Annotated in this window: 18 protein-coding genes; 11 read left to right on the top strand and 7 right to left on the bottom strand. The window is 61.2% G+C overall.

Annotated features, from left to right (window positions below):
- Positions 1-39 precede the first annotated feature (39 nt).
- The 4 genes from B3R00_RS09705 to B3R00_RS09690 all read left to right on the top strand — a co-directional run bounded on the left by B3R00_RS09705 (position 40) and on the right by B3R00_RS09690 (position 3,007).
- Entirely contained in the window at positions 40-1,029 is a 990-nt protein-coding gene (locus B3R00_RS09705; protein ID WP_286998840.1) for a TauD/TfdA dioxygenase family protein, read from the top strand.
- A 261-nt stretch (positions 1,030-1,290) separates the two neighbouring features.
- Entirely contained in the window at positions 1,291-1,662 is a 372-nt protein-coding gene (locus B3R00_RS09700; RefSeq protein ID WP_286998839.1) for an Hsp20/alpha crystallin family protein, read from the top strand.
- A gap of 143 nt (positions 1,663-1,805) precedes the next feature.
- Positions 1,806-2,651 carry a M48 family metallopeptidase gene (locus B3R00_RS09695; protein ID WP_286998838.1) on the top strand — a complete coding sequence of 282 codons (846 nt, stop codon included), beginning with the start codon at positions 1,806-1,808 and terminating at the stop codon, positions 2,649-2,651.
- Positions 2,652-2,848: 197 nt separating this feature from the next.
- Positions 2,849-3,007, top strand: a complete 159-nt coding sequence (locus B3R00_RS09690; RefSeq protein WP_414647017.1) for a DUF333 domain-containing protein — start codon at positions 2,849-2,851, stop codon at positions 3,005-3,007.
- A gap of 80 nt (positions 3,008-3,087) precedes the next feature.
- Here the strand turns inward: B3R00_RS09690 and B3R00_RS09685 are convergent, their stop codons facing one another.
- From B3R00_RS09685 to urtA, 6 genes are all read right to left on the bottom strand, one after another.
- Positions 3,088-3,636 carry a GNAT family N-acetyltransferase gene (locus tag B3R00_RS09685; RefSeq protein WP_286998836.1) on the bottom strand — a complete coding sequence of 183 codons (549 nt, stop codon included), beginning with the start codon at positions 3,634-3,636 and terminating at the stop codon, positions 3,088-3,090.
- Positions 3,637-3,724: 88 nt separating this feature from the next.
- Positions 3,725-4,417, bottom strand: a complete 693-nt coding sequence (gene urtE, locus B3R00_RS09680; RefSeq protein ID WP_286998835.1) for an urea ABC transporter ATP-binding subunit UrtE — start codon at positions 4,415-4,417, stop codon at positions 3,725-3,727.
- A 55-nt stretch (positions 4,418-4,472) separates the two neighbouring features.
- On the bottom strand, positions 4,473-5,345 hold the full coding sequence (urtD, locus tag B3R00_RS09675; protein ID WP_286998834.1) for an urea ABC transporter ATP-binding protein UrtD: 873 nt from the start codon (positions 5,343-5,345) through the stop codon (positions 4,473-4,475).
- Positions 5,342-6,487, bottom strand: coding sequence for an urea ABC transporter permease subunit UrtC (gene urtC / locus B3R00_RS09670; protein ID WP_286998833.1), 1,146 nt, complete (start codon positions 6,485-6,487; stop codon positions 5,342-5,344). Before urtC ends, urtD begins: the two co-directional genes overlap by 4 nt.
- A 1-nt stretch (position 6,488) precedes the next feature.
- Entirely contained in the window at positions 6,489-7,982 is a 1,494-nt protein-coding gene (urtB, locus tag B3R00_RS09665) for an urea ABC transporter permease subunit UrtB (protein WP_286998975.1), read from the bottom strand.
- 209 nt (positions 7,983-8,191) lie between these two features.
- Complete coding sequence (gene urtA, locus B3R00_RS09660) at positions 8,192-9,463, bottom strand: urea ABC transporter substrate-binding protein (protein WP_286998832.1); 1,272 nt, start codon at positions 9,461-9,463, stop codon at positions 8,192-8,194.
- 415 nt (positions 9,464-9,878) lie between these two features.
- Between urtA and B3R00_RS09655 the strand changes: the two genes are divergently transcribed.
- The 4 genes from B3R00_RS09655 (at position 9,879) to ureC (ending at position 12,984) form a co-directional block, all read left to right on the top strand.
- Positions 9,879-10,181 (top strand): urease subunit gamma, encoded by a 303-nt coding sequence (locus B3R00_RS09655; RefSeq protein ID WP_284214321.1) that lies wholly within the window; start codon positions 9,879-9,881, stop codon positions 10,179-10,181.
- Positions 10,182-10,239: 58 nt separating this feature from the next.
- Entirely contained in the window at positions 10,240-10,857 is a 618-nt protein-coding gene (locus B3R00_RS09650) for a HupE/UreJ family protein (RefSeq protein ID WP_286998831.1), read from the top strand.
- A gap of 14 nt (positions 10,858-10,871) precedes the next feature.
- Positions 10,872-11,177: an urease subunit beta gene (locus tag B3R00_RS09645; protein WP_219162697.1), complete on the top strand. Its 306-nt coding sequence runs from the start codon at positions 10,872-10,874 to the stop codon at positions 11,175-11,177.
- 88 nt (positions 11,178-11,265) lie between these two features.
- On the top strand, positions 11,266-12,984 hold the full coding sequence (ureC, locus tag B3R00_RS09640; protein ID WP_286998830.1) for an urease subunit alpha: 1,719 nt from the start codon (positions 11,266-11,268) through the stop codon (positions 12,982-12,984).
- Between the two features lie 4 nt (positions 12,985-12,988).
- Here the strand turns inward: ureC and B3R00_RS09635 are convergent, their stop codons facing one another.
- On the bottom strand, positions 12,989-13,462 hold the full coding sequence (locus tag B3R00_RS09635; protein ID WP_286998829.1) for a gamma-glutamylcyclotransferase family protein: 474 nt from the start codon (positions 13,460-13,462) through the stop codon (positions 12,989-12,991).
- An 81-nt stretch (positions 13,463-13,543) separates the two neighbouring features.
- Between B3R00_RS09635 and ureE the strand changes: the two genes are divergently transcribed.
- Genes ureE through ureG form a run of 3 tightly spaced genes read left to right on the top strand, consistent with a single transcriptional unit; the run spans position 13,544 to position 15,521 of the window.
- Complete coding sequence (gene ureE / locus B3R00_RS09630; protein WP_286998828.1) at positions 13,544-14,155, top strand: urease accessory protein UreE; 612 nt, start codon at positions 13,544-13,546, stop codon at positions 14,153-14,155.
- Positions 14,152-14,856: an urease accessory protein UreF gene (locus B3R00_RS09625; RefSeq protein ID WP_286998827.1), complete on the top strand. Its 705-nt coding sequence runs from the start codon at positions 14,152-14,154 to the stop codon at positions 14,854-14,856. Before ureE ends, B3R00_RS09625 begins: the two co-directional genes overlap by 4 nt.
- Positions 14,853-15,521, top strand: coding sequence for an urease accessory protein UreG (ureG, locus tag B3R00_RS09620; RefSeq protein ID WP_286998826.1), 669 nt, complete (start codon positions 14,853-14,855; stop codon positions 15,519-15,521). Before B3R00_RS09625 ends, ureG begins: the two co-directional genes overlap by 4 nt.
- The last annotated feature ends 42 nt before the right edge of the window (positions 15,522-15,563 follow it).

Raw genomic sequence — 15,563 nt, 5'->3', positions numbered from 1 at the left:
ATCCGACTTTTTGAAAACATCGCCTGAAAGCTTTGCACCATGAACGCACCATTGAATCTCTCGCCCCGCCAACTGCTGCAGCAACGTTTGCAAGATGCCCAAACAGCCACACCCCATGTGACCGTCACTCCCCAATCGGCCCACATTGGTGCCTTGATTGGCGGCGTGGATCTGCGCCAGCCACTCACGGCAGCCGAAGTGAACACCATTCGCTCCGCGTTGCTGCAATGGAAAGTGGTGTTCTTCCGTGAACAGCACCTCAGCCATGAACAGCATGTGGCGTTTTCCAGCCAGTTTGGCGAGCTGACCATTGGCCACCCCGTGTTTGGTCATGTGGATGGCCACCCGGAGCTCTATTCGATTGCCAAGTACCGCCGTGCCAACAGCTACGGCAGCGAGCCAGAGCGCCGCCCTTGGACAGGCTGGCACACCGACGTCACCGCCGCCGTCAACCCGCCCGCAGGCTCTATCTTGCGCGGCGTAACCATTCCTCCCTACGGTGGCGACACCCAGTGGACCAACCTGGTGGCTGCGTATGAAGCCTTGTCCGAGCCACTCAAAGCTTTCCTGAATACCCTGCGTGGAGAGCACCGTTTCAGCCCACCCGCAGGCGCCAACCCCACAGCGGAATATTTGGAACTGATCCAGCAAAACACTTTGGTCAGCGAGCACCCTTTGATCACCCTGCACCCAGAGACGGGAGAGAAGATTTTGTTCATCAGCCCCGGCTTTCTCAAAACCATCTCGGGCCTGCGCACCCGCGAAAGCCGTGTGTTACTGGAGTTGCTGTGGGAACACGCGGTGCGCAGCGAATTCACCGTGCGTTTCAAGTGGGAGCCCGGCTCCATCGCTTTCTGGGACAACCGCTCTACCGCCCACGTTGCACCGCAAGACATTTTTGACCTGGAATTTGATCGCCAGCTCTACCGTTCCACCTTGGTCGGCACAGTACCTGTGGGGGCTGATGGACGCCCCTCCATCTCTGTCCAAGGCAATCCCGTGCTCGCTGCCCACGGCGCTGCTTTCTAAAAGCGTCACAACACCCACGGGTTGACCTCCCTGATTGTCTCCTCTGCAGGCCACGCCTGTCGTGGTTTGAAGGTGCTGCTTGCAGCACCTTTTTTTCTATTGCATTCGCAAAAATAACCACCATTAAAGACGGTTAGGCATTTTTCAAGTGCTTTTCGCAAAATTTATTCTTCAAAAAAATCTCTTGAAAAGCCTCTGGGCGTGCGCATCTAGGAAACATCCAGGCGCAGACAGCGCCAACCCAACACAAGGAGTTTTCGCATGTTCCTCGCTAGCCCTCTCATCCGTCACGTATCCCGTCCTGATGCCACCCTGCAGCGCTTTATGCAGGCAGCAACCAACGCCGCGCAACAGCCCCTGCAGGACTTTCAAGTCAACTACACCGACGACGCCACCACCCTGGCTGTGGATGTGCCCGGTTTGCGCCGCGACCAACTGCAACTGCGCATTGAGGACAACATGGTGCATCTGCAAAGTGTCGAAGGGGCGCCACGCCAAGTGCGCCGCAGTTGGGAGCTGCCGCACGAGATTGATGCCGCAGCATCTTCTGCCAAGCTGGACTTGGGCGTGCTGACGCTGACCCTGCAGCGCACCAAGCCTGTCGATAAAACAGTGACGCTGAACATCGAGTAAACCGCGCAGGCGTTTCCTGCCCAGCAAGCCGCATGGTGCAAGCCATGCGGCTTGTTTGCGTAGCCCCCGCTCTTTTGCCGCCGCATGGTTGGGCTGTGATTGAATCGGGTGTTTTGTATGGTTGCTACAGACTGACCAACGCTATGGCTTTTGACATTTTCTCACGCTGGTTGCTGCGCATGGGCAGCGTGTTGCTGACAAGCGCCACTTTGCTGGGCTGCGCCAGCACCACCAACTCGGGTGCGATTGGTCTGCAGCGCAGCCAGTTGATGCTGATTTCCAGCGAAGCCATCAATGCCCAGGCCGCCAAAGGTTTTCAGCAGCTCACGGCGGATGCGCAGTCCAAGAAAAAGCTCAACACCAGCCCCGCCATGACCCAGCGCGTGCGCCGCATCGGCCAAAACTTGATTGGTCAGGTGGGCGTGTTCCGCCCGGATGCCCGCAACTGGGCCTGGGAAATCAATGTGTTTGAATCCGAGGACATCAACGCCTTCTGCGCCCCCGGCGGCAAGATTGGCGTGTACACCGGCCTCATCAACCAGCTTCAGCTGACCGATGACGAAATCGCCGCGGTGATGGGCCACGAAATTGCCCACGCCCTGCGTGAGCATTCACGCGAACAGGCCTCGCAAAAAACCATCTCCAGCCTTATTACCAGCACCGTGGCAGCAGCAACCGGCATGCCGGGCGAGCTGATGGACGCAGGCTCACAAATGCTGGTGCACCTGCCCAATTCACGTGCCATGGAGTTGGAATCCGATGTCATCGGCCTTGAGTTGATGGCCCGTGCTGGCTATGACCCGCGCAATGCCTCCTCCATCTGGCGAAAGATGCAGCTGATCAAAGGTGGACGGCAAGGAGCAGCTTTCCTGAGCACCCACCCCGCAGGGGATCAACGCATTGCCGAACTGGATGCCTATGTCCCCAAAGTCTGGCCGCTGTACCAAGCGGCCTTGGCAAGCAAAGGCCGCAAAGCCTCACCGCGCTAAACAACGCCGCCTCGCCCCAGTTGGCGCGCCTGCGGCTTCACACCCCAGCAGGCATTTTTGTATGCTGCCAACCCCTTCTCCTCTTGCCTGGAGCATCGCCATGAAAAAAACTGCGGGCCTTGCCACTGCCGCCCTGCTGATGAGCGCCTGTGCTGCGCCACCAGCGCCCACCACTGCCTCACACCCCCATGTAGGCATTGCCAACCCAGCCTCGGTGTACTGCATCCAGCAAGGCTGGCAAGTTGCGCATGGAGCCAACGACCCACGGCGCGCATGCCATCTGCATCTTGCCCAGCGGCAAAGAGGTGGATGAATGGGCGTACTACCGCCAACACCACCCTATCCCCCAGCCCTAAGCGCAGCAGCGCCCGCTCCATCAAATGCACTGCTCGCCTTACCGCCCACCTCCATCGCAGGGGCATAGATTCAGAGCAAATTAACCCTGCAGCAACGTCTTTCTATACAGAACGTGCTCTCGCAGCGGATGCCCCTGAGGGAGCGCTGGGTGTTCAAACGTCAGCGCATCACGCACCATGCCCAGCCGTTGCATGACCCGCTCAGAACGCTTGTTGCCCAGCGTGGTGAATGCAACCACTTCAGGCAACCCCAATTCATGCCAAGCAAAGTCAAGTGCCGCACTCGCACCCTCTGTAGCCAGACCTTTGCCCCAAACATGGCGCGCAAGCCTCCAGCCGATTTCCACACACGGAGCAAACGGTAGTTCGGCCGATGGAACATGCAGCCCTATCCAACCGATGAACTCTTTACTCGCTTTGTTTTCTGCCGCCCAGAACCCCCATCCACGCTCTTCAATCAGCGCACGGCAGCGGTCAGCTATCACTCGGCTCTCATTTTCAGTAAGAACGCTGGGGAAATAGCGCATGGTTTCAGCATCAGCGCTCATCCGTGCAAAGGCCGGATAGTCTGCATCCTTCCATTGGCGCAGCAACAGTCTGGTGGTCTCTAGCTCTCGCACCCGTTTCATGGCGTGGGCCTCCTCGCATCAAAGACCGATGGTAATTCCTGCGCTCAGATACCGCACCATGGCTGTGACAGGAAACAGCCCCGGCCCGTCAAATCGCCACCAGCTTTTGAATCTCTTGCTCCTTCATCTCTGAACCGGGGCCGGAGGCAATCACCTCACCGCGCTCCATGACCAGGTATTCATCGGCCAGCTCTTGGGCAAAGTCGTAGTACTGCTCGCACAGCAGCACTGCCATGCCGCGTTCCTTGGCAAGCATGCGGATCACACGGCCAATGTCTTTGATGATGCTGGGCTGGATGCCTTCGGTGGGCTCATCCAAAATCAGCAGGCCAGGCCCAGGAGCCAGCGCGCGCGCAATGGCGAGCTGCTGCTGCTGGCCGCCGGAGAGGTCGCCGCCCCGGCGGTGCAGCATTTGTTTCAGCACGGGAAACAGCGCGTACAGATCCGCCGGAATCGGCGTGCTGCCGCTTTTATAGGCCAGGCCCATGCGCAGGTTTTCTTCGACCGTCAAACACCCGAAAATCTCTCGCCCTTGCGGCACAAAGCCAATGCCAGCGCGGGCGCGCTCGTACGGTGTGAGCTTTTCGATGGGCTTGCCGTTCCATTCAATGGAACCGCTTTTGATGGGCACCAGACCCATCAGGCTTTTAAGCAGCGTGGTCTTACCCACGCCATTGCGCCCCAACAGCACCGTCACTTTGCCAGGCTCGGCCTGCACGCTCACATCGCGCAGGATATGCGAGCCGCCGTAGTACTGGTGCAAGTTCTGAACTTTTAGCATTTTTGGCCTCCAGCGCTGATGCAGCTTTCGCTAACAGCTATCTTTTTCATATTCATCAACGCCCCAGGTAGACCTCGATCACGCGCTCATCGGCCTGCACCTGGGCCAGCGTGCCTTCGGCCAGCACGCTGCCGTCGCACAGCACGGTGACCTTCTCGCTGATGGTGGCAATGAAGGACATGTCGTGCTCCACCACCATCAATGAGTGCTGGCCCTTGAGGGTCAGGAACAGCTCGGCCGTGCGCGCGGTTTCCTCATCGGTCATGCCGGCCACGGGTTCGTCGAGCAGCAGCAACTTGGGCTCCTGCATCAGCAGCATGCCGATCTCCAGCCACTGCTTTTGACCGTGGCTGAGCACGCCAGCCTCGCGGTTGACTTCGCTGGCCAAATGGATGGTGTGCAGGATGTCGGCCAGCCGGTCGCTTTGTGCGCTGTCGAGCCGGAAGAACATGCTGTGCTTCACGCCCTTGTGCGTTTTGAGTGCCAACTCCAAGTTTTCAAACACCGTGAGTTGCTCAAACACCGTGGGCTTCTGGAACTTGCGGCCAATGCCCAGCTGAGCGATCTGCGGCTCGTTGTGCCGCAGCAGGTCGATGGTCGAACCAAAGAACACCGAGCCTTTGTCGGGCCGCGTTTTGCCGGTGATGATGTCCATCATCGTGGTCTTGCCCGCGCCGTTGGGGCCGATGATGCAGCGCAGCTCACCCGGCGCAATGTCCAAGTTCAGGCCGTTGATGGCCTTGAACCCGTCGAAGCTGACGTGCACATCTTCCAGGTACAGGATGCGGCCATGCGTCACATCCACCTCACCGGGCGTAGCAATGCGCGCCATGCTGGCGCTACGCCCGCCGGAATTGGTGCTTTGCGCGGCTTTGTCAGCCGCTTCACGCATGCGGACGGCGCCCGCTTCCATCAAATCGGGCGTCATGCTGCACCTCCTGATTTCTTCGCATCTTTATTGCTGCGCAGCTTGCGCACCACGCCGACGATGCCGTTGGGCATCCACAGCGTCACCGCAATGAACAGTGCACCCAAGAAGTACAGCCAGATCTCAGGCGCTGCCACGGTCAACCAGCTCTTGGCACCGTTGACAGCAAAGGCTCCGACAATGGGGCCGATCAGGCTGCCGCGCCCGCCCACGGCCGTCCACACGGCAATCTCGATCGAGCTGGCGGCCGACATTTCCACAGGGTTGATGATGCCCACCTGCGGCACGTACAAAGCGCCTGCGACACCACACATCATGGCGCTGATGACCCAGATGGTGAGCTTGTAGGGCAGTGGCGAATAGCCCGAGAACATGACGCGACTTTCGGCATCGCGGATCGCCTGCAGTACGCGGCCAAACTTGCTGCGCACCAGCCAGCGCGCCAGCAGAAAGCATCCCAGCAGGGTGCAGCCCGTCAGCACAAACAGGGCCATGCGCATCTCCTGCGTGGCCAGCGGCATGCCCAGGATGCGCTTGAAGTCCGTGAAGCCGTTGTTGCCGCCAAAGCCGGTTTCATTGCGGAAGAACAGCAGCATGGCCGCATAGGTCAGCGCCTGCGTAATGATGGAGAAATACACGCCCTTGATGCGCGAGCGGAAGGCAAACCAGCCAAACACGAAGGCCACCACACCGGGCACCGCGAAGATCAGGATGAAGGTGGCTGCAAAGCTATCGGACAGCTTCCAAAACCAGGGCAGCTCTTTCCAGTCCAGAAACACCATGAAGGCGGGCAGCGCATCCGGGCCTGCGGCTTCGCGGCTCAGGTACATGCCCATGACGTAGCCGCCCAGCGCAAAAAACAGGCCGTGGCCCAGGCTCAGGATGCCGGTGTAGCCCCAGATCAGGTCCATGGCCAGCGCGCAGATGGCGTAACACATGATCTTGCCCAGCAGGCGCACCGCGTAGTCGGACATGTGCAGCGCACTACCTTCAGGCACCCACAGGTTCAGCAGCGGTGCCACGGCACACACCACGATCAGCGCGACCATAAGTGCGGCCCAACCAGGTTTGGTCAACAGCGGCTTGCGGCGGGGCAGCTCCACCGGCACAAACACATTCGATTTCAAAGTGGTGGTTGTCATGTCAAGCCTCCGCGCTCCGGCCCTTCATCGCAAAAATCCCTTGAGGTCTTTTTTGGATGAAAGCAATGATGAAGATGAGCACGGCAATCTTGGCCAGCACTGCACCGGTCCAGCCTTCGAGGAACTTGTTGAGAATGCCCAGTCCCAGCGCCGCGTAAACCGTGCCGGCCAACTGGCCCACACCGCCCAGCACCACGACCATGAAGGAGTCCACGATGTAGCTCTGGCCCAAGTCCGGCCCCACATTGCCCACCTGGCTCAGCGCACACCCGGCCAGCCCTGCGATACCGCTGCCCAGCGCAAACGCCAGCGTGTCCACACGGGCAGTGTTCACCCCCATGCACGATGCAATCGGGCGGTTCTGTGTGACCCCGCGCACAAACAGGCCCAGGCGAGTGCGGGCAATCAGATAGGCCACGCCTGCCAGCACCGCAAAGGCAAAGGCGATGATGACCAGCCGGTTGAAAGGCAGGGTCAGGTTGGGCAGCAGCTGCCAGCCACCGCTCATCCACACCGGGTTTTCCACGGCCACGTTCTGCGCGCCGAAGGTGGAGCGCACCAGCTGCATCAGCACCAGCGAGATGCCCCAGGTGGCCAGCAAAGTTTCCAGCGGGCGGCCGTACAGAAAGCGCAGCACGCCGCGCTCCATCACTGCGCCCACCAAGGCGGAGGCCAGAAAAGCTACGGGCACCGCCGCCAGCAAATACCAGTCAAAGAAGTCGGGCAGATAGCTGCGAAACAGCCCCTGCACCACAAAGGTGGCGTAGGCACCGATCATCATCAGCTCGCCATGGGCCATATTGATCACACCCATCAGGCCATACGTAATCGCCAGACCCAGCGCCACCAGCAGTAGGATGGAGCCCAGACTGACGCCGGTGAAAGCCACGCCCAGGCGCTCGCCCCAGGCCAGCTGGTCTTTGACTTCGGCCAGCGCACGTTGCAGCGCGGCCTGCACTTTTTCATCGTGCTCCTGCGTCAGCTGTTCATTGAGCAGCAGGCGTGTGGCAGGGGTGGCGCTCTGGGCCAGTAGCTGCGCGGCGGCTATGCGCTGCTGGGCATCGTTGCTGCCCAGCAAAGCCGCCGAGCGGGCCATCTCCAGCTCGGCCTTCACCACTGCATTCGATTCCTGCCCCAGGGCTTTTTCCAGCATAGGCAGGCGCTCGGGTGTGGCGCCCTTGAGCATGGCCTTGGCGGCATCCAGCCGCTCGGCATCGTTGCCCACAAACAGGTTCAGCGCAGCCTGTGCATTGCCGATCTCGCGGCGCATGCGGTTGTTGGTGCTGGCATCTTCTGCCCCTTCGGGCAGGGGCGTGGCCTGTCCTGTGACGGGGTCCAGCGCTTCGCCGCCGCGCACGATGAAAGCCCGCTCAGCTGTGTACTGCACTTCACCATCGCGCAGCGCATTCAAAAAATCCGAAACACGGGCTGCTTCGCCCGTGGCCACGGCGTCTTGCATGGCGGCAATCCGGCTATTGTTGTCGCCATCGGCCATGGCCAGCGTCTGCTCGGCCGTCAGGGCGTGCGCAGCGGGCTGCCACAGGGCCAAGGCTGACACGGCAGCCCCCAGCCAGGGCCTGCAGCGCTGCAAGAGGGGTGAAAACATATGCAATCCGATCAACAAAAGGCCCGTCACACCGGACGGGCCTTGCTACAAAGGTTCCGGTACTGACACAGCGATGCAACCGCCGTGCCAGATCGCCTTTACTTCTTCTCTGGCTCGTCCTTTTTCTTGTCATTGCCTTCGATGAAGGGGCTCCAAGGCTGCGCTTTGATCGGGCCTTTGGTCTTCCAGACCACGTTGAACTGGCCATCGGCCTTGATTTCACCAATCAGCACGGGCTTGTGCAGGTGGTGGTTTTTGGCATCCATGGTCAGCGTGAAGCCGCTGGGTGCCTTGAAGGTCTGGCCCGCCATGGCTGCAATCACTTTGTCAGCCTCTGTACTCTTGGCCTTCTCGGCCGCCTGCTTCCACATGTGGATGCCGACGTAGGTGGCTTCCATGGGGTCGTTGGTCAGCGGCTTGGTGGACTGGCCGGGCAGGTTCTTGGCCTTGGCATAGGCGCTCCACTGCTTGATCCAGGCGTCATTGGTGGGGTTCTTCACGCTCATGAAGTAGTTCCACGAGGCCAGGTGGCCCACCAGGGGCTTGGGGTCAAGGCCGCGCAGCTCTTCCTCACCCACCGAGAAGGCCACCACCGGCACATCGGTGGCCTTGATGCCAGCGTTGCCCAGCTCTTTGTAGAAGGGCACATTGGAGTCGCCGTTGATGGTGGAGATCACCGCCGTCTTGCCCCCGGCGGCAAACTTTTTGATGTCGGCCACGATGGTCTGGTAGTCGCTGTGGCCAAACGGGGTGTAGGCCTCCATGATGTCCTTGTCGGCCACGCCCTTGCTCTTGAGGAAGGCGCGCAAGATCTTGTTGGCGGTGCGGGGGTAGACATAGTCGGTGCCCAGCAGTACCCAGCGCTTAGCACTGCCGCCGTCCTCGCCCATCAGGTATTCCACTGCAGGAATGGCCTGCTGGTTGGGCGCTGCACCGGTGTAGAACACGTTTTTCGACAGTTCCTCACCTTCGTACTGCACGGGGTAAAACAACAGGGCATTGTTTTCCTCATACACCGGCAGCACCGACTTGCGGCACACTGAGGTCCAGCAACCAAAGGTCACAGCCACCTTGTCCTGGCTGATCAGTTGCTTGGCCTTCTCCGCCGCCAGTGGCCAGTTGGAGGCGGTGTCGATCACCACAGGCTCCAGTTTCTTGCCCAGCACACCGCCTTTGGCGTTGATGTCCTCGATAGTCATCAGCGCCATGTCTTTGAGCGCGGTTTCTGAAATCGCCATGGTGCCAGACAGTGCATGCAGCACACCCACCTTGATGGTGTCTGCGGCCTGTACGGACATGGCCGAAAAGCCCATGCCCGCGACCGTTGCGGCAGCGGCCAAAGTATGGAGAGGGAAGCGGCGTGGGGTCATGAAAAGCTCCTCAGGGGGTCAGGTTGAATGCGCCCGCCATCGGCAGACAGCGGTCTGCACACCCCTTTGCAAGCCATATGCCACTTTGACGAATGCGCGCCACTTTCACCAAAGCGGTGCAACAAATAACGACAGACGGCAAACATGCACCAGGTTCACCACGCCACGCACCAACAAAACCTGCAACCGCCGCAGTTGCAGACCAGGCGGCACCACATTCAAGCAAGCGCATGCCGCCCTATGCACCAAAGACAGCACTGGCACGGCTTTTGCAAAAGATGGTGGCAAGCCCCGCTGCTGCTTTTGGCACCGCTGCCCCACACTGCCATGGAACTTTCTGCCAGCGTTCCATCTGCACCCGCCAACCCCGCCAACAGCCACGCGCTGGCCCATCACATTTAGAGCGAAAAAAATTATGGAACTGACTCCACGTGAAAAAGACAAGCTGCTCATCTTCACCGCCGCCTTGCTGGCCGAACGACGCCAGGCGCGTGGCCTGAAGCTGAACTACCCGGAAGCCGTGGCCTTGATCAGCGCCTTTGTGATGGAAGGTGCACGCGACGGCAAAACCGTGGCACAGCTGATGAGCGAAGGCCGCACGGTGCTGACCCGTGCCGACGTGATGGAGGGCGTGGCCGAGATGATTCCAGACATCCAGATCGAAGCCACCTTCCCCGATGGCACCAAGCTGGTCACGGTGCATGAGCCCATCGTCTAGCCCCTCAAATTTCAAGCCTTTTTGGCCTATAGCCCTTATTTGACCAGCGCTAACAGCTATGAAAACCACACACCTGATTGCCACCTCCGTTGCCGCAGCAGCGGCACTGCCCCTCACCGCCCTGGCCCACGCTGGCACTGATGGCGGTGGCCACCACAATTTTCTGGACAGCCTGACGCACGCCATCACCCACCCCTTGGGGGGTGCCGATCACCTGGCCGCCATGCTGGCCGTGGGTGCCTGGAGCGCACTGGCATTTGGCCCGTCTCGCAAGGCCTGGGCCGCACCCGCGGGCTTTGTGGCGCTATTAATTGCGGGCTGCCTTGCCGGTTTTGCAGGCCTGCATGTGCCCGCCATGGAGCCCATGATTGCCGCATCCGTTTTGGTGCTGGGCTTGCTCGTCATGGTGCAGCAAAAAATGGCCGTGGGCGCAGCCGCTGGCCTGGCCGGTGTGTTCGCCTTCTTTCATGGCGCCGCACACGGCTATGAGCTGTTTGAAGCATCCTTCGCCCCTGCGGCGGGCGTGATCGTGGGCATGGCCGCAGGCTCGGCCCTGCTGCATGTCACAGGCATGGTGGTGGGCCACCAAGTCATGCAGCGCCACCAGGCGATCGCCAAGGTGGCGGGCGGCCTGACTGCCATACTGGGCGCCATCATGCTCACGCGTTTAGCCTGAAGAAAGGGCTGCATATGATCCCAGGAGAAATTTTGGTAGACGAAGGCACGCACGTGCTCAACCCGGGCCGCGCCATCACCACGCTGGTGGTGAAAAACGCCAGCGACCGCCCCATTCAAGTGGGCTCGCACTACCACTTTGCCGAGACCAATGCCGGGCTGGAATTTGACCGTGCAGCAGCGCACGGCAAACGCCTGAACATTGGCAGCGGTATGGCCGTGCGCTTTGAGCCCGGCCAGCAACGCACGGTGGAACTGGTGGACATGGGCGGTGCGCGCAAGGTGTACGGCTTTCGTGGCCTGATTCAAGGGCCGCTGTAATGCCCCTGTGCCCCTTCTTACTACGTACATTCACTGCCCCCCAATGGGGCACATGCCTCGCTTGCGGTGGCTCTACAGGAGACATGTGATGGCCACCATGGACAAACGCGCCTACGCCGAAACCTTTGGCCCTACCGTGGGCGACCGCCTGCGTCTGGCCGATACCGAGTTGATTGTTGAAGTCGAGCAGGACTACACCTTGGCTGCGGGCGGCTATGGGGAAGAAGTGAAGTTTGGCGGCGGCAAAACCATTCGCGACGGCATGGCGCAAAGCCAGCGCAGCCGCGAGCAAGGCGCCATGGACACGGTGCTGACGAATGCGCTGATCCTGGACCACTGGGGGATTGTCAAAGCCGACATTGGCCTGAAGGGCGGGCGCATTGCCGCGATTGGCAAAGCGGGCAACCCCGACACCCAGCCGGGCGTTGACATCATCATCGGCCCGGGCACGGAAATCATCTCCTGCGAGGGCCACATCGTCACCGCCGGCGGCATTGACACCCACATCCACTTCATCGCCCCACAGCAGATCGAGGAAGCGCTGACCAGCGGCATAACCACCATGATTGGCGGCGGCACCGGCCCGGCCACCGGCACCTTTGCCACCACCTGCACGCCCGGCCCCTGGCATATGGAGCGCATGCTGCAAGCGGCCGACGCCTTCCCCATGAACCTGGGCTTTCTGGGCAAGGGCAATGCAGCCCTGCCAGCCGGCTTGCACGAGCAGATCAGCGCCGGAGCCATTGGCCTCAAACTCCACGAAGACTGGGGCAGCACGCCAGCAGCCATCAGCAACTGCCTGGATGTGGCCGAGGAGACCGACACCCAGGTCGCCATCCACACCGACACGCTCAACGAGTCCGGTTTTGTGGAGGACACCGTGGCCGCCTTCAAGGGGCGCACCATCCACACCTTCCACACCGAAGGCGCGGGCGGCGGCCATGCGCCCGACATTCTGAAAGTGGTGGGCGAGGCGAATGTGCTGCCATCGTCGACCAACCCCACGCGCCCCTACACCATCAACACGCTGGACGAGCACGTCGACATGCTGATGGTCTGCCACCACCTGGACGCCGGGATTGCCGAGGACCTGGCCTTTGCCGAAAGCCGCATCCGCAAGGAAACGATTGCGGCCGAGGACATCCTGCACGACATCGGCGCGATCAGCATGTTCAGCTCCGACAGCCAGGCCATGGGCCGCGTGGGCGAGGTCATCCTGCGCACCTGGCAGACCGCGCACAAGATGAAGCAGCAGCGCGGTGCTTTGTCCGGAGACGGCGCACGCAACGACAACTTCCGCGTCAAGCGCTACATCGCCAAATACACCATCAACCCGGCGATTGCCCACGGCATCAGCCACGAGGTGGGCAGCATCGAAGTGGGCAAGTGGGCCGACCTGGTGATCTGGAAACCGGCTTTCTTCGGCGTCAAGCCGTTTTGCATCTTGAAAGGCGGCAGCATTGCCATGGCCGCCATGGGCGACCCGAACGCCTCCATCCCCACGCCCCAGCCCGTGCACTACCGCCCCATGTTTGCCAGCTTTGGCGGTGCGCTGGCTAAGACTTCGCTGACCTTTGTCTCGCAGGCCGGGCTGGCAGCCGGCATCGGCGAGCGCTTTGGCCTGGTCAAGACGCTCTCAGCGGTGAAGGGCATTCGCGGCGTGCAAAAGCAACACATGGTCCACAACGACCTGGCGCCACGCATGGAGGTGGACGCCCAGACCTACGCCGTGCGCGCCGATGGGCTGCTGCTGACCTGCGAACCCGCACGCAGCCTGCCCATGGCGCAGCGCTATTTCCTGTTCTGAGCCCTCACGCGCCAGGAGCTGTCTTATGGGCCTTGAACCACGCCAGCCAGTCGCCGCTGTCAATCACCGGCGCGGCATGCACGGTCGCTGGCAAGGCCTCGTAGACCAGCACTGCCAGCATCTGCGTGCCACCGCCGGTCAGGGCCACCGGCACGGTGAGGGTGCGCTTGGTGTATTCGCCCGTGTCCTGGGGCCAGATACCTTCGTAGCCGTCGAGCACCTGCTCCAGGGCCGTGTCCAGGAGATAGACCTCGGCCAGCACCTGCTGCGTGCCCTGCAGCACCAGGCCGGGGTACCAGCCCAGGTCGTGCAGCGTGCCCGTCAGCGTGGTGCGACCGGTGATCACCATACCGCCGCGCAGCCGCGCAATGTCATTCACACCACCGGCGCGCAGCGTGCCGTAGACGGCCACATGGCCCACACCGCAGGGCTGCCAGCCGGGCTTATCAGACCGAGAGAGTTCAGAGGGGGTTGACATGTTTGTCATGCTATTGGATAGAAAAGCGCTTGGGAATGCACAAAGCGCGCCAGTCTGTAGCTCTCCTTTTGAAAGTAACCTATGTTGACCATCCACAAACTCCTGCCCCAGGGCCAAGGCCTGGCCAAAGTGCTGCTGCAGCGCGCCGCCACCGTCGAGCTGGACTGGGACGTGCGCCAGAAGTCGCGCTTTGCCGCCACCGACAGCCAGGGCCGGGAACTAGCCATCTTCCTGCCACGCGGCCAGGCCGTGCGCGGCGGCGACGTGCTGGTGGCCGAAGACGGATCGCTGATCCGTGCGATTGCCGCACCCCAGCGCGTGCTGAAGATCACCGCCTGCGCCACGCACGGCACGACCTTTGATCTGATGCGTGCTGCCTACCACCTGGGCAACCGCCATGTGCCCATCGAGCTGCAACCCGACCACCTAAAGATAGAGCCCGACCATGTGCTGGCCGACATGCTGCGCAGCATGCACATGACCGTGGTGGCAGCAGATCTGCCGTTCGAACCCGAAGGCGGCGCCTACGGCGGCCATGTGACCCACGACGGACACAGCCACCACCATGGGCACGGGCACGGGCATTCCCATGACCATGACCACGCTCATCCGCACGCGCCCCAGCCTGCACATGCCGACAGCTGCTGTGGCCATGCACATCCCCATGCACACGGCCAAGGTGGTTGCGGATGAACACGCCCCTGCATCTGACGGCCAGCAGCTTCCTGCAGCTGATATGGCTGGCATCGCCCGCCCTGCCAATTGGTGGCTTCTCTTACTCGGAAGGGCTGGAAGCGGCCGTCAATGCTGAATTAGTTACTACAGAAGTCGAAGCATCGGATTGGATCGTCGAGCAGTTGCAACTGACGCAGTCACGCGGTGACATGGCAGCCATTGCCCAAGCTTTTCCCGCTTGGGCCTGCAATGACACGGCGCGCCTTGCCCAACTGAACGACTGGGTACGCCATACCCGGGAAAGCAGTGAGTTGCGCTTGCAAACCGAACAGATGGGGCGCTCCTTGGTGGAGTGGCTCAAAAACCGCTACGCCGCTGATAACGCAGCCCAAACGCAGGTGCAGTGGCTGGCCGCGCAAGACGCCAGCTACCCTATGGCCTTTGCCTTGGCCGCCCACCTGACGGGCGCCAACGCACGCGACGCGCTGCTGGCCTATGCCTTTGGTTGGGCCGAAAACATGGTGCAAGCCGCCATCAAGGCCGTGCCGCTGGGGCAGAGCGCAGGCCAGCGCATTTTGGCGCGGCTGGCCCAAGAGATTCCTGCCGCAGCCGAGCATGCCTTGGCACTGCCCGATGCCGCGCGCCAAGCTTTTTCGCCCATGCTGGCCATTTTGTCGGCCCGGCATGAACACCAATACTCCCGCCTGTTCCGATCATGAGCACTGCACTGCACCACATCCCCCACCGCACCAAAAAACTGCCGCCGCTGCGCGTAGGCATTGGCGGACCTGTTGGCTCGGGCAAAACCACCATCCTCGAAATGCTGTGCAAGGCCATGCGCGCAAAGTGGGACTTGATCGCCATCACCAACGACATCTACACCAAGGAAGACCAGCGCCTGCTAACCATCAGCGGCGCCCTGCCTGCCGAGCGCATCATGGGTGTGGAAACCGGCGGCTGCCCGCACACCGCCATCCGGGAAGATGCGTCCATCAACCTGGAAGCGATTGACCGCATGCTCAAGGACTTTCCCAACGCCGACATCATCTTTATCGAATCCGGGGGCGACAACCTGGCCGCCACCTTCAGCCCCGAGCTGAGCGATCTGACAATCTACGTCATCGACGTGGCAGCGGGCGAGAAAATCCCCCGCAAGGGCGGCCCCGGCATCACCAAGAGTGACCTGTTTGTCATCAACAAAACCGACCTGGCCCCGCACGTGGGCGCGGACCTGGCCATCATGCGCAGCGACACCATCCAGCAACGCACCACACCCAAAGGGCTGAAACCTTTCGTGATGACCAATCTGAAAACCCTGGACGGACTGGACGAGGTGGTGGGCTTTATTGAAAAACAAGGGTTGCTGGTGAACGGCAACGCCTAACACCCTGCGGCGTTAGGCCTTCAGCAACGCCAACGGCACTCA

It is taken from the genome of Comamonas sp. UBA7840, assembly GCF_002501455.1.
GTDB lineage: Bacteria > Pseudomonadota > Gammaproteobacteria > Burkholderiales > Burkholderiaceae_C > Comamonas > Comamonas jiangduensis.
This window is presented reverse-complemented; position numbering and strand designations above follow the sequence as displayed.